Annotated in this window: 11 protein-coding genes and 1 tRNA gene; 6 read left to right on the top strand and 6 right to left on the bottom strand. The window is 71.2% G+C overall.

The genetic code is table 11. The features are described from left to right. Positions 1 to 49 precede the first annotated feature (49 nt). Complete coding sequence (locus ACRAKI_RS07420) at positions 50 to 1297, bottom strand: phytase (RefSeq protein WP_447006300.1); 1248 nt, start codon at positions 1295 to 1297, stop codon at positions 50 to 52. Between the two features lie 186 nt (positions 1298 to 1483). On the opposite strand from ACRAKI_RS07420, the gene pnuC reads away from it, so the two are divergent. After that, positions 1484 to 2137 carry a nicotinamide riboside transporter PnuC gene (gene pnuC, locus ACRAKI_RS07425; RefSeq protein ID WP_447006301.1) on the top strand — a complete coding sequence of 218 codons (654 nt, stop codon included), beginning with the start codon at positions 1484 to 1486 and terminating at the stop codon, positions 2135 to 2137. Here pnuC and ACRAKI_RS07430 read toward each other — a convergent pair. The 3 genes from ACRAKI_RS07430 to aceE all read right to left on the bottom strand — a co-directional run bounded on the left by ACRAKI_RS07430 (position 2134) and on the right by aceE (position 8372). Then, positions 2134 to 3387: an ABC transporter substrate-binding protein gene (locus ACRAKI_RS07430; RefSeq protein ID WP_447006302.1), complete on the bottom strand. Its 1254-nt coding sequence runs from the start codon at positions 3385 to 3387 to the stop codon at positions 2134 to 2136. The two genes, pnuC and ACRAKI_RS07430, sit on opposite strands and share 4 nt — an antisense overlap. Then, the gene (locus ACRAKI_RS07435; protein ID WP_447006303.1) at positions 3384 to 5432 is read right to left on the bottom strand and encodes a hypothetical protein; all 2049 of its coding nucleotides are present in this window, start codon (positions 5430 to 5432) and stop codon (positions 3384 to 3386) included. Before ACRAKI_RS07435 ends, ACRAKI_RS07430 begins: the two co-directional genes overlap by 4 nt. A 189-nt stretch (positions 5433 to 5621) precedes the next feature. Beyond that, positions 5622 to 8372: a pyruvate dehydrogenase (acetyl-transferring), homodimeric type gene (gene aceE, locus ACRAKI_RS07440; protein ID WP_447006304.1), complete on the bottom strand. Its 2751-nt coding sequence runs from the start codon at positions 8370 to 8372 to the stop codon at positions 5622 to 5624. 294 nt (positions 8373 to 8666) lie between these two features. Here aceE and ACRAKI_RS07445 point away from each other — a divergent pair, with 294 nt between their 5' ends. The 3 genes from ACRAKI_RS07445 to ACRAKI_RS07455 all read left to right on the top strand — a co-directional run bounded on the left by ACRAKI_RS07445 (position 8667) and on the right by ACRAKI_RS07455 (position 9819). Beyond that, positions 8667 to 9098, top strand: coding sequence for a DUF3052 domain-containing protein (locus ACRAKI_RS07445; protein ID WP_447006305.1), 432 nt, complete (start codon positions 8667 to 8669; stop codon positions 9096 to 9098). Positions 9099 to 9256: 158 nt separating this feature from the next. Continuing rightward, complete coding sequence (locus ACRAKI_RS07450) at positions 9257 to 9715, top strand: peroxiredoxin (protein WP_447008358.1); 459 nt, start codon at positions 9257 to 9259, stop codon at positions 9713 to 9715. A gap of 32 nt (positions 9716 to 9747) precedes the next feature. After that, a tRNA-Val gene (locus ACRAKI_RS07455) sits at positions 9748 to 9819 on the top strand. A 216-nt stretch (positions 9820 to 10035) separates the two neighbouring features. Here the strand turns inward: ACRAKI_RS07455 and ACRAKI_RS07460 are convergent. After that, the gene (locus tag ACRAKI_RS07460) at positions 10036 to 10971 is read right to left on the bottom strand and encodes a TIGR04141 family sporadically distributed protein (RefSeq protein ID WP_447006306.1); all 936 of its coding nucleotides are present in this window, start codon (positions 10969 to 10971) and stop codon (positions 10036 to 10038) included. Between the two features lie 75 nt (positions 10972 to 11046). Here ACRAKI_RS07460 and ACRAKI_RS07465 point away from each other — a divergent pair, with 75 nt between their 5' ends. Beyond that, a complete protein-coding gene (locus tag ACRAKI_RS07465) occupies positions 11047 to 11337 on the top strand; it encodes a hypothetical protein (RefSeq protein ID WP_447006307.1) in 291 nt (96 codons plus the stop codon). A gap of 24 nt (positions 11338 to 11361) precedes the next feature. Then, positions 11362 to 12417, top strand: a complete 1056-nt coding sequence (locus tag ACRAKI_RS07470; protein ID WP_447006308.1) for a saccharopine dehydrogenase family protein — start codon at positions 11362 to 11364, stop codon at positions 12415 to 12417. Here the strand turns inward: ACRAKI_RS07470 and lipA are convergent. Next, positions 12397 to 13401: a lipoyl synthase gene (gene lipA, locus ACRAKI_RS07475; RefSeq protein WP_447006309.1), complete on the bottom strand. Its 1005-nt coding sequence runs from the start codon at positions 13399 to 13401 to the stop codon at positions 12397 to 12399. The genes ACRAKI_RS07470 and lipA overlap by 21 nt on opposite strands. Positions 13402 to 13416 lie beyond the last annotated feature (15 nt).

The raw sequence follows: 13416 nt of genomic DNA on the forward strand, positions 1-13416 counted from the left end.
CACACCGGCAGGCCCCCGCACCGGCGGGGGCCTGCCGGTGTGCGGTGGATCAGTCCAGCTCGTCCAGCACGTCCGCCCAGCTCACGTAGGCGAACCCGGTGGTGTCCACGTCACCGGCGGCCGGGGCGCGCTCGCCGTCGTGCACCACCAGCAGCCCTTCCCGGTAGTTCCGGCCGAGATCGGCGGTCACGAGGTGCGCGCCGTCCGAGTGCTCCACCGAGTCGTTGCCCCGGCCGCTGCCCACCACGAACTCCCCGGCGTACCGGTTGCGCCCGGTTCGCTCGTAGGCCACGAACCGCGAGTCGCCCTGGCTGGACGCGATCAGGTAGTCGTCGCCGACGGCCAGCCCCTCGGCGTCCGCCGTCAGTCGCCTGCCGCCGAAGCCCGGGTCGGCGCCCGACACCGAGCACTCCTCGGTCTCCGGGTCGTAGGCCTGCGGCACGCCGAACGACCGCACCTTGTCGATCAGCACGGGCGTGCCGAACCCGGCGGCGCGCAGCGGGATGCGCCAGATGCCGACGTCCTCCTGGGCCGCGTACAGCACGCCGTGCTGGGAGTCGACCACCATGCCCTCCAGCTGCGGGCGCTCACCAGGCTCGCCGCAGGGCGTCCAGTCGGTGCCGTCGGGCAGCCGGAACGTCGCCGGTAGGTCGATCGAGGCCACCACCGCGGTGCCGACCGAGCGGTCCGGCCCGGCGACGACGTGCAGCAACGCCACCCGGGTCTCGTTGCGCCGGTTCGCCACGACGACCGGCGTGCGCCCGACGATCCCGGCCGCCAGCCCGTACGCGGTGTGCTGGTCGTCCACTTCCTCCTCCGACGCCGAGAACACCGGCCGCGCGCCGGGATCGGTGACGTCGCGGACGACCGACGCGCCCGCCGCCGCACCCCGGCCGTCGATCTCGTAGACCCGGATCCGGTCCCGACCGCGATCGCTGACGAACGCCAGGTCCCGTGCCCGTCCGCCGACCGGCACCCGGCTCAGCACGTCCACGTTGTTGAACCGGCCGGGCTTGGCGTCCGGCGTCGGCGGCGCGGGCGCCGGGTAGGTGCCGAGCGTCCGACCGGACAGGTCGAACGCGGCCAGCCCGCCCTCCTTCAGCGTGCCGAGCACCACGCTCTGCCGGGCAGCGCGCGGATGCACCCAGATCGCCGGGTCGTCCGCGTCGGCGTTGGCCGGCGTCCCGGACGGGTCGTCGACGAACGCGCGGGTCTGGGTCACCGGCACGACCTCGGCGGGACCGGGGGACGAGGCGATCAGCAGCGGCACCAGGGCGGCCATGAGCAGGATTCGCATTGAGCGGAAGCTACGGGCCGCCGGTGTACGACCGCTGAAGTCGAGGTGACACCTCCACCGCCGGGCGGGGGCTTCGGGAATCTTGCGCTTTTCGTCACCACAGGAACACGGACGCGCGGGCTGATGTTCGATGCGACAGAGAGACATGCGCTCCGGAGCGCGCCACGCTCGTTACCGTGCCCGGGCATGTCGGGGATGGAGGACGCGGTGCACGTCTTGTTGGAGCAGGGGTTCACGGTCTTCGGGCAGAAGGTCTCCTGGGCGGAGTTCATCGGCCAGGTCTTCGCCCTGGTGGTGGTCTACCTGGCGCAGAAACGCTCGCTCTGGACGTGGCCCGTGCAACTGGTGTCGGTCACGCTGCTGTTCGTCGTCTACATGTCGGCCCAGCTCGGCGGCACCGCCGCGCGCCAGGTGGTGATCGCGCTGATCACCCTCTACGGCTGGTGGGCGTGGACCCGCCGGCGCGACCCGGTGTTCGGCGTGGTCGTCCGCAAGGGCACGACCGTGGAGCGCGTCGCGGTCGCGGTCGCGTTCGTCCTCGGCACGGTCGGCTTCGCACTGGTCCTGGACGCGCTTGACGCCTCCTGGGCGCCGTGGCCGGACGCCGCGATCTTCGTCGGGACCATCCTCGCGTTCACCCTCCAGGGCTTCGGCCTGGTCGAGTTCTGGCTGGTGTGGCTGGTGGTGGACGCGATCGGCGTACCGCTGCAGATCCAGTCCGGGCTGTGGTTCAGCGCGTTCGTCTACACGATCTTCGCCGTGCTGGTGGTCCGCGGCTGGATCGACTGGAACCGCGCGGCCAAGCAGACCACGTCGCGCGCCAAGGCGCCCACGGCCTAGCGCCCGGTCTTGGCCTTGGCGAGCTCCGCGGCGAGCACGTCCAGCGAGCTGTCCACTGACTCCGGTTTCCCCAGCGCGTGGTGCAGGTTCTCCTGCATCACGCTGGTCAGCTCGTCGTAGTGCGCGGACGTGGGCCGGAGCCGGGCGGTCCGCAGGCTCTTCCACAGCGGGGCCAGGTCCGCCTCCAGCTCGGGATCGCGGTACAGCGCGGTGGACGTCGGCCCGAACCCGGCGTGCTCGAACATGAGCCGCTGGTTCGCGTCGTCGACGACGAACCGGATGAACTTGCGAGCGGTCTGCTGGTGCGCCGAGCACCGTGACACGGCCAGGTTCCAGCCACCCAACGCGCTGGTGCCGGGCAGCGTCGTCCTCTCCCACTCCCCGATCACGTCGGAGTCCTTCCCGTCGAGCACCGGCCCCGCGTACGGCCAGTTGCGCATGAACAACGCCCGGCCGGCCTTGAACTCGTCGAGGGACGCGTTCTCGTCGTAGTCGAGCGCCGCCCGGGGGATCCACCCCTGCTCGATGCCCTCCGCGAGCGCCCGCACGCCGGCCTTCGCGCGGGGGTCGTCCGGGCGTTCCAGGTCGCCGTCGTGCGCCCAGATCGCCTCGGCCGCGTTCACGATCAGGCCCTCGTAGCGCCGGAACTGGCCCACGTAGCCCTGCAACCCGTGGCGGGGCGCGACCTCGGTCGCCTGCCGCCGCAACTCGGCCCACGTGGTCGGCGGCTGGAGACCTGCGCGCTCCAGCACGTCCTTGCGGTAGTAGAGGAACCCGGCGTCGGCGCGCCACGGGACGGCCCACAGCTTCCGCTCCTCCGGCGACCGCGTCCCGCCCACCGGTGACCTGGCCGCCTCCACCGCCTGCGGCAGCATCCGGTCCACCCCGAAGTCGCCGGGGTCCAGCGGCTCCAAGTGCCCGGCCGCGGCGAACTCGGCCGTCCACACCATGTCCACGGCCATCACGTCGTAGCAGTCCGGGCTGCCGGGCACGCCCGCCAGGTCCTGGGCGCGCGCGGTCAACTGGGCGCGGTGGGCGTCGGTGGAGCTCGGCATCTGCACGAAGTCCACCTGTTCGTCCAGGCCGGCCCTCGCGTTCCAGCGGTCCACCATCTTCGCCACCTGGCCGCCGTCGGTGGTGTCACGCCCGTCCACGAACGTGATGGGGCCGCTCCCGTCCCTCGTCTCGTCCTCGATCGGGGTCGTGCAGGCCGCCAGGAGCACCAGCAGCGGTATGAGAACGCGGATCACGTCACCCTCCCCCAAGCCATGCGCGCTATGTCGTCCAGAGCGACCTCTCGGCCCCCAAGCGCCCCGTTGCCGTTCGCACCGCCGATTTGGTGGCAGAGCCCGCCGTTGGCGGTCGCGGCGGCCCAGAGGGCCGTTGAGGGCGCGCACGCCCCATCGGTGAAGCCGACGGCCACCACCCGGACCGGACGGCTGACGCCGCGCGCGATCGGCGTGATCGGCGCGGTGGACGCCAGCACCACGATGGTCGCCCCGCGCTCGACGCCTTCCTCGACCGCGTCCTCGGACAGGGGCAGCTCGATCAGCCCGTCACGCGGGCCGATCAACCGCGCCACCTCGGCCGCGAACAGCGCCGCGTCGGCCGAGCCGTCGACGGCCACCGCGATCACCCGCCGCCGGGACGCCGCCTCCCACGCGGCGCGCACGTCCGCCGCGTCCGCCGAGCCCGGCTCGACCTGGAGCGTCTCGGGCCGGCCGGGCCGCACGTCCGGCCGCGAGTCGACGTTCCAGGCCACGTCCCGGAACCCCTCCCGCTTGAACTCCTCCTGGGCGGACGCCGAGAGCAGGTGCGCGAGGAACCGGTCCACGATCCGCAGCCGGTGCCGGTTGGACTTCCGGTTCGTCCGCTCCACCTCGACGAACGGGTGGTCCAGCACCAGCGCGCCGCCCCGCGGGTACAGCACGCGGCACCCCGGCGTGCCCGCCACCGCCTTCTCCGAGCCGACCAGCGCCACGTCGCCGACGCACGGCTGGTCGGTGGTCGTGCGCCGGGTCACCTCGTGCAGCTTGCGCGGCGCGCCCTCCGCGTCCAGGTCCAGCCCGTCCAACGCGTGCAACGCCAGCGCGGTCGCGGCCAGCACGCCGACCCCCGACGACGTGTCCACCTCGGCCGGCCGCCGCACGTCCTGCCAGTCGAACTCGTCGTCAGGCCCGGCGATCGACCCGGCCAACTCCTCCGACGCGCCCAGCACCAGCGGGGACACCGCCACGCCCGCCCGGTGGTGCAACGCGACGTCGGCGCGGTGGCGCAACGCCTCCTCGACCGCCCGGACCTCCGCCGTGGTGTCCGGCAGCCACACGTGCGGCTCGGCCCCGACCCTGGTCAGGTCGGCCGACTGCCAGCCGCCGCCCAACGCCTCCGCCGCCGCCTTCGCGGACGGCCCGGTGAACACCAGCGTGTTGAACTCCTTGCAGCCCAGCGGGCTCTCCCGGCGCAGGTCCTGCTCCAGGTCCAGCGCGAGCCGGCGCACCACCACCTCCTTCTCGGCCGACACCAGGACGTTCAGCTGGACCGGGGGAGGGCACGGCGGGACGGTGGGAGGCGCGGCGCCCGCGCCGTTCGTGACGCCGACGAACAGCAGCGGCACCGCCAGCAGGGCCATCGCGGGCCGCGGCTTCGGCCGCTCCTTGCGCTCCCTGCGGTGCCCGGCCGGCCGGTGGCCGTGGACCGCTCGGCCGCCCGGGACCGGCGGCGGCCCGGCGTCCGGCACGTGCACCCACGCGTGCCCGCGCACCTCCTTGACGTCCACGTCGACCCGCCGGAACGACTCCGGCTCCATCGCCGGGTCGGGCCGGATCACGTCGTCGTAGAACCGGTCGGACACGATCAGCGCGAGCAGCGCGGTGGAGCCCGCCAGCGCGTCCCGCAGCGGCTCGGCGTCGAGCAGCCTGAACGCCAGCGTCACGTCGTCGCCGACCACCCCGTGCTCGTCGTGCACCACCTCGCCCGCGGTGATCGCCATCCGCAGCCTGATCCGGGCGTCCTCGTTGCGGGTGGCGTTGTAGCGGCGCAACTCGCCCAGCAGGGCGTGCGGCAGGCCGCCGACCACCCGGCTCTTCGGCACGTCGGGCGGCACGAGCACGAACACGCCGTCGCCGCGGTCCTCGTGGTGGGCCGTCGACCAGCCCAGGCGGGAGTCCTCGAAAGCGCTCTCCAGCGCCGCGTACAGCCCGCGCCGGATCTCCTCCTGGGGGACGAGGTGGCGCCGGCCGAACGCGGCCACGTCCACGACCACGACCGTGCGGTGCAAAGGCGGCTGCGTCCCCATCCGACCCCTCGTTGGAACGCTGGGCTTCTGGCCGCAAGTCTATGGGGTGGATCACATCTCGCACGGTCATCGGGGATACCGCGCAGGTCGACCGCATCACTGCGGGAACGGCTCGGGGCGGCTCGGCCCGGCGGAAACGGTTCGGGGGCGGCTCCGCACAGCGGAACCGCCCCCGAACCGTTCAGCCGATCAGGCCAGGCCGGCGTCCGAGGTGGACGGGCCCGCCGCGCTCACGTCGTCGAGCTTGTACTTCTTGGTCGCCTGCACGACCAGCGACTGCTGGATCTCACCGCGCTTCGCCAACGCGGCCAGCGTGGCCACCACGACCGACTCGGCGTCGACCAGGAAGTGCCGCCGCGTCGCCGGCCGGGTGTCGGAGAACCCGAACCCGTCGGTGCCCAGCGTGGTCATGTCCGTCGGCACGTACGGCCGGATCAGGTCCGGCACGGCGCTCATCCAGTCGGACACCGCCACCACCGGGCCGGCCGCGTCCGCCAGCACCTGTGTGACGTAAGGCACACGCGGTTCCTGGTCGGGGTGCAGCATGTTGTGCCGGTCGACCTCGACCGCCTCGCGGCGCAGCTCGGAGTACGACGTCGCCGACCACACGTCGGCCTGCACGCCCCACTCCTCGGCCAGCATCCGCTGCGCCTTGATCGCCCACGGCAGACCCACGCCGGAGCCGAGCAGCTGCGCCCGCGGACCGCTCTGCGCCGGCGCCACCTGGTACCGGTACAGGCCCTTGAGCAGGCCGTCGACGTCCAGGTCCGCCGGCTCGGCCGGCTGCTGGTACGGCTCGTTGTAGACGGTCATGTAGTAGAAGACGTTCTCGGCGTTCTCGCCGTACATCCGCCGCAGGCCGTCCTTGACGATGTGCGCCACCTCGAACGACCACGCCGGGTCGTACGCCACGACCGCGGGGTTCGTGTGCGCCAGCAGCAGCGAGTGCCCGTCCGCGTGCTGGAGGCCCTCACCCGTCAGCGTCGTGCGGCCCGCCGTGGCGCCCAGCACGAAACCGCGCGCCATCTGGTCCGCCGCCGCCCACAGGCCGTCGCCGGTGCGCTGGAACCCGAACATCGAGTAGAAGATGTAGATCGGGATCATCGGCTCGCCGTGCGTCGCGTAGGACGTGCCGGCGGCGGTGAACGACGCGGTCGAACCGGCCTCGTTGATGCCCTCGTGCAGGATCTGACCCTGCTCGCTCTCCTTGTACGCCAGCATCAGCTGGGCGTCCACGGAGGTGTACATCTGCCCGTTCGGGTTGTAGATCTTCTGCGCCGGGAACATCGAGTCCATGCCGAACGTGCGCGCCTCGTCCGGGATGATCGGCACGATGCGGTGGCCGATCTCCGGGTCCTTGGCCAGGTCGCGGACCAGCCGGACGAACGCCATCGTGGTGGCGACCTCCTGCTTGCCCGAGCCCCGCTTGACCACGTCGTAGACCTTGTCGCCCGGCAGCACCAGCGCCTTGGTCTTGGTCCGCCGCTCCGGCACGAACCCGCCGAGCTGCTTGCGCCGCTCCAGCAGGTACTGGATCTCCGGGGAGTCCTTGCCGGGGTGGTAGTACGGCGGCAGGTACGGGTCGAGGTCCTTGTCCTCGATCGGGATGCGCAGGCTGTCCCGGAAGTTCTTGAGGTCCTCGTGGGTCATCTTCTTCATCTGGTGCGTGGCGTTGCGCGCCGCGAAGTGCGGGCCCAGGCCGTAGCCCTTGATGGTCTTGGCGAGGATGACCGTCGGCTGGCCGTGGTGCTCCACCGCCGCCTTGTACGCCGCGAACACCTTGCGGTAGTCGTGGCCGCCGCGCTTGAGGTTCCACACCTCGTCGTCGGACATCGGCGAGACCAGCTCCTTCGTGCGCGGATCGCGCCCGAAGAAGTGCTCCTTGACGTACGCGCCGTCATTGGCCTTGTACGTCTGGTAGTCGCCGTCCGGCGTGGTGTTCATCAGGTTGACCAGCGCGCCGTCGCGGTCGGCGTGCAGCAGGGAGTCCCACTCCCGGCCCCAGATGACCTTGATGACGTTCCAGCCCGCACCGCGGAAGAACGCCTCGAGCTCCTGGATGATCTTGCCGTTGCCGCGGACCGGGCCGTCGAGGCGCTGGAGGTTGCAGTTGACCACGAAGGTCAGGTTGTCCAGCTGCTCGTTCGCCGCGACCTGGAGCAGGCCGCGCGACTCCGGCTCGTCCATCTCGCCGTCGCCGAGGAACGCCCAGACGTGCTGGTCGGCCGTGTCCTTGATACCGCGGTCGTGCAGGTAGCGGTTGAACCGCGCCTGGTAGATCGCGTTCATCGGGCCGAGGCCCATGGACACGGTGGGGAACTCCCAGAAGTCCGGCATCAGCCGCGGGTGCGGGTACGACGGCAGGCCGCCGCCCGGTCCGGCGTGCGAGAGCTCCTGGCGGAAGCCGTCCAGCTGCTCGGCGGACAGCCGGCCTTCGAGGAAGGCGCGGGCGTACACGCCGGGGGAGGCGTGACCCTGGATGAACACGTGGTCACCGCCGCCGGGGTGGTCCTTGCCCCGGAAGAAGTGGTTGAAGCCGACTTCGTACAGGCTCGCGGACGACGCGTAGGTCGAGATGTGACCGCCGACACCCACGCCTGGGCGCTGCGCGCGGTGCACGGTCATCGCCGCGTTCCAGCGGATCCAAGCCCGGTAGCGGCGCTCCACCTCTTCGTCGCCCGGGAACCACGGCTCCCGTTCGGTGGGGATGGTGTTCACGTAATCCGTGCTGGTCAGCGAAGGAACGCCGACGTGGCTCTCCCTGGCCCGTTCGAGCAGGCGCAGCATCAGGTAACGGGCACGCTGCTGCCCGCCGCCCTTGAGCGCGGCGTCGAACGACTCCAGCCACTCCGCGGTCTCCTCCGGATCGATGTCCGGGAGGTGGGCGGCCAGACCGTCACGGATGACGCGTACCCGCTCGGGGGTGTTCTGCGGGGCCAAGGGATCTCCTCGTTCCGGTGTCTTCTGACTCCATCGTTGCTCGACACACACGTTCCCGTCACCGCTACCGGTGAGTAGTTCTGGATCGTGTCTCTCGCGCGCGCGAATAGGAGGTATGTAGAGCGTGCCTCATCCGGTCGGGGGACCGCACCCTGGGGTACCCGATGCGGCGTGTCTTGCCCGTTACGGTTGCGCGTGGCGGGGCTGACAGTGTTCGCTAGCCGCGACTGGTAGTGACATCGCGCGGCAGTCGGACCCGACTGCCGCTCTTGTGTACTTGGAGGAGTGGAAGCCGTGGTCGCCGCGGAAGACGCCGGCAAGATCGGTGTCGCCGACAGGCTCGGGATCGAACCGGGCAGCGTGGTCCAGGAGATCGGCTGGGACGAGGACGTCGACGACGACCTGCGCGCCGCGATCGAAGAGCGGGTGGGCGGTGATCTGCTCGATGAGGACTCCGACGAGGTGATGGAAGTCGTCCTGCTGTGGTGGCGCGAGGACGACGGCGACCTCACCGACGCTCTGATCAGCGCCACCACGTCCCTGGCCGACGACGGCGTGATCTGGGTGTTGACGCCCAAGACGGGGCGGGACGGTCACGTCGAGCCGAGTGACATCGCCGAGGCCGTGTCCACCGCGGGGCTCGCCCAGACCTCCAACATCACGGTGGGCGGTGACTGGTCTGCGACCAGGCTCGTCTCGCCGAAGTCGGCCAAGACGAAGCGTTAGCCGCCGGCGCGTGCCGGACAGGGCGTACGTCGATCAGTCGTACGCCGAGACGTAGCGCTCACCGCCATGCCCTAGGCTCGATGGCGGGCTCCCCGATCGGGTGGAGCCCGTTCTTCGGGTTGCTCCGGGTTCTCGGGTTCGCTCTGGTGGAGGGTTGCATGGTCGCGGTCGGTGCGGAGGCTCCTGACTTCACGCTCAACGACTACAACAAGCAGCCTGTGACGCTGTCCTCGTTCCGCGGGACGAAGCACGTGCTGCTGGTGTTCTACCCGTTCGCGTTCAGCGGGATCTGCACCGGCGAGCTGTGCCAGGTGCGCGACGAACTGGCCGCGTACGAGGACGAGAACGTGCAGGTCGTCGGGGTGTCCGTGGACACGCCGTTCAGCTTGAAGGCGTGGGCCGCGGAACAAAGCTTCCAGTTCCCGCTGCTGTCGGACTTCTGGCCGCACGGCGCGGTGGCGCAGGCGTACGGCGTGTTCAACGAGAAGGCCGGCCTGGCCAACCGCGGCACGTTCCTGATCGACACCTCCGGCGTGGTGCGGTACGCCGAGGTGAACGCCCCTGGTGAGCCCCGTGACCAGGAGGCGTGGAAGAAGGCCGTGGCGGCGCTCGCCTGATACCTTCCCGGCGCCGGCCACCGGCGCTTCGGGGGCGCGTAGCTCAGCGGAAGAGCACTCGGTTTACACCCGAGCGGTCGCAGGTTCGAATCCTGCCGCGCCCACTGCGTCCTTGCGGAACTGTGTCCCCCCTGGGGGGTGTATCCCCGACCCGGCGGGCTCTGCCCTCCGGGCCCCGAGCTCTCGCCCTCGGCGCGACGAGGTCGGTGCCGCCGTGCGGCTCGTCGCGCGGTTCGGCATGACGAAGGCACGGCGTGCGTCCCGGTGCTTCACCGGCGAACGGCGACGGCCTGCGCACCGGAGGCCGGGTCGCGACGACGTCAGGCGGTGCCTCGTCCTCGGCTGATCTCGTGCCAACGCCCCTCGCGCAGCCGGTAGGAACGGCCGTTGAGGGTGGTCTCGAAGGCGATCCAGCGGTCCAGGGGGATGGGGGCGGTGAGGAGTTCTTCGCGGTTCTCGTCGGCGCACGGGATCAGTCGGGCCTGCTTCAGCTCGTCCGTCCGCGCGAACTCGGGGATCCGGGCGAACCGGGCGGTGATCACGCCGATGTCGAGCATCGGGTCCAGTGGCACCGGGCCGTACCCGCCGACGTCGTTGGTGCGGAACGCGACCGTGTCCCCGGCCCGCGCGACGGCGGCGGCCGGCCAGCGGAGGTCCAGCGGGCCGAACTGGGTGCTCCCGCCGAGTGCTGCCGCCAACCGGCGCTCCAGGGCGGGCAGCAGCGGGTCGTCGGCGGTCAGCGTGCGGATCCCGGTGAGCCGACGCGGTGGTGCGGTCGGCTCGATGATGTCGTGGGTGGTGTTCACAGCGGCCAGGAACTCCTTCGGTCGCGCGAGGCGGGTACGTATTCGGAAGGATTCGTCTTGGGTGGTCCGACAATGGCCCACAAATGGGCGACGCGGTCGGGTCCGAGTGGACCGTTCGGCGAGCGGCCCGCTGCCTGAGCCCAGCGGCCGGGTCGCCGTGCGGGGGCGATGAGGTGCGGTGATCGGCCCGGTCGTGCACGCAGAGATGAGCACTGGTCGATTCGGGTGGAAGAAAGACTCAGGCACTGTCACTCGATCGAGTGATAAACGTGCATGCGCTGTAACCCCGGTCCGGTGGAATGCCCGGAACGCTGTCAGGTGGTCCGAAAAGCACGCCGGGACCACCGGTTGTCGATCACGCCGGAGGGCGCGGCTGATCGCGTCGAGGAGGGTCGGGACCGTTCGGCGCTCCAGGGCGTCCGCTCGCCCTTGATGGGCCGGATGGCCCATTAGGGGCTGCCAACCTTGGCCCCCTGTGCGGCATCCCCCTATACCGGACGGATCGGACGACGTAACTTCCTGGTCATGTCGCCCAGGACCGTCACCGCGGTGATCGGCGCCGCGTTCTTGCTGGCCGGGTTGCTGATCATGGTGCTGCCGCTGTCCACCGACTCGCCATCGGGCTTCCCGGTCGCCTGCGGCAACAGCCTCGGGATGGGGTTCGACGAGGTCGTCGTGGAGGCCGAGGGCGCAGCCTTCGTCGAGCTCTGCGGCCGGCTGCGCGGGGAGCGGTTGGCGTGGGCCGCCCCCGTCACCGTGGTGGGTGTTCTGCTCCTGGGCGGCAGCGTCGTGGCGCGGCGTCGGTCGTCCGCATAGCTACCTACGAGTAGCTTCTACCTCATGACGTGGATGGTCTACGGAGCCAACGGGTTCACCGGCACGCTCGTCGCGGAACTGGCGGTGCGGCGCGGGATGCGGCCGGTGCTGGCCGGGCGTGATGCCGCGAAGGTGCGACCGCCGGCCGAACGGCTGGGTCTCGAACACCGGATCTTCGACCTCGGCGATCTCGCGGACGCCGTGACGGCGCTGGAGGACGTGGACGCGGTCGCCCACTGCGCGGGCCCGTTCTCGGCCACCTCGGGGCCGATGGTGGAGGCCTGCCTCGCGTCGCGGACGCACTACGTCGACATCACCGGCGAGATCGACGTCTTCGAGGCGGTGGCGAGCCGGGACCAGGCGGCGAAGGACGCCGGCGTGGTGCTGCTGCCCGGCGCCGGCTTCGACGTCGTCCCCACCGACTGCGTCGCGGCCATGCTGCACCGGGCGCTGCCCACGGCCACGCACCTCGACCTGGCGTTCGTGGTCCAGGGCGGCGCCAGCGCGGGCACCGCCAGGACGGCCGTCGAGGGCTCGGGCGGCGGTGGGCGCGTCCGCGAGAACGGCGAGATCCGCGGCGTGCGACTCGGCCACCGCCGCCGGACCGCCCACTTCCGCGACCGGCCGCGTGACGTCGGCGCCATCCCGTGGGGTGACGTGAGCACCGCCTACCGGTCCACCGGCATCCCGAACATCACCACGTTCACCACGCTGCCCGCTGTGCTGAGCAAGCTGCAGCCGTTCACCGCGCCGCTGCTGAGCACCGGCCTGGGCCGGCGGCTGGGCATGGCGGTGGCGAGGCGCATCCCCGGGCCGGACCACGCCACCAGGGGCCGGACCCGCTGCGAGGTGTTCGGCGAGGTCTGGGACGACGCGGGCAACCGGGTGCGGGCCGCGCTCACCGGCCCGAACGCCTACGACCTGACGGCGGACTCGGTGGTCAAGGCGATCGAACGCCTCGGCGACGCCACGCCCGGCGCGCACACGCCGTCCAGCGCGTTCGGAGCGGACTACGTCCGAGCGCTGGACGGCGTGGTGGTCGGCGAAGTCGAGGCGGTGTCAGCGGGCGGACAGCAGTGAGGTGATCTCCTGCGCCGCCCCGCCGGCCTGGAGCAGGTGCTCCAAATTCTCCGGGAGCACGTCGCCGCGCTTCTGCACGGCCTGCGCGTACAGCCGCCCGGCGCGGTAGGACGAGCGGACCAGGGGACCGGCCATGACACCGGAGAACCCGATGCCCTCGGCCGTCTCCTTGTGCGTCACGAACTCCTCCGGCTTCACCCAGCGCTCGACCGGGTGGTGCCGGGGCGAGGGCCGCAGGTACTGCGTGATCGTGATGATCTCGCAGCCGGCGTCGTACAGGTCGCTCAACGCCTCGGTGACCTCGTCCGGCGTCTCGCCCATGCCCAGGATCAGGTTGGACTTCGTCACCAGACCGGCCTCACGGGCGGCGGTGATGACCTCCAGCGACCGCTCGTAGCGGAACGCCGGCCGGATGCGCTTGAAGATCCGCGGCACCGTCTCCAGGTTGTGCGCCAGCACCTCGGGCCGGGACGAGAACACCTCGGCCAGCTGCTCGGGCACCGCGTTGAAGTCCGGGATCAGCAGCTCGACGCCGGTGCCCGGGTTCAGCTCGTGGATCTGCCGGACGGTCTCCGCGTACAGCCACGCGCCGCCGTCCTCCAGGTCGTCCCGCGCCACGCCGGTCACGGTCGAGTAGCGCAGACCCATGGCCTGCACCGACTCCGCCACCCGCCGCGGTTCATCGCGGTCCAGGTCGGCGGGCTTGCCGGTGTCGATCTGGCAGAAGTCGCAGCGACGGGTGCACTGCTCGCCACCGATCAGGAAGGTGGCCTCCCGGTCTTCCCAGCACTCGTAGATGTTGGGACAACCGGCCTCTTCGCACACCGTGTGCAGGCCCTCGCGTTTGACCAGGCCCTTGAGCTCCCGGTACTCGGGGCCCATCTTCGCCTTGGTCTTGATCCACGAGGGCTTCTTCTCGATGGGCGTTTGGCTGTTGCGGACTTCCAGCCGCAGCAGCTTCCGACCTTCAGGTACGACGGTCACGGCTTCAACACTACG

This window comes from Saccharothrix isguenensis, from assembly GCF_052936305.1.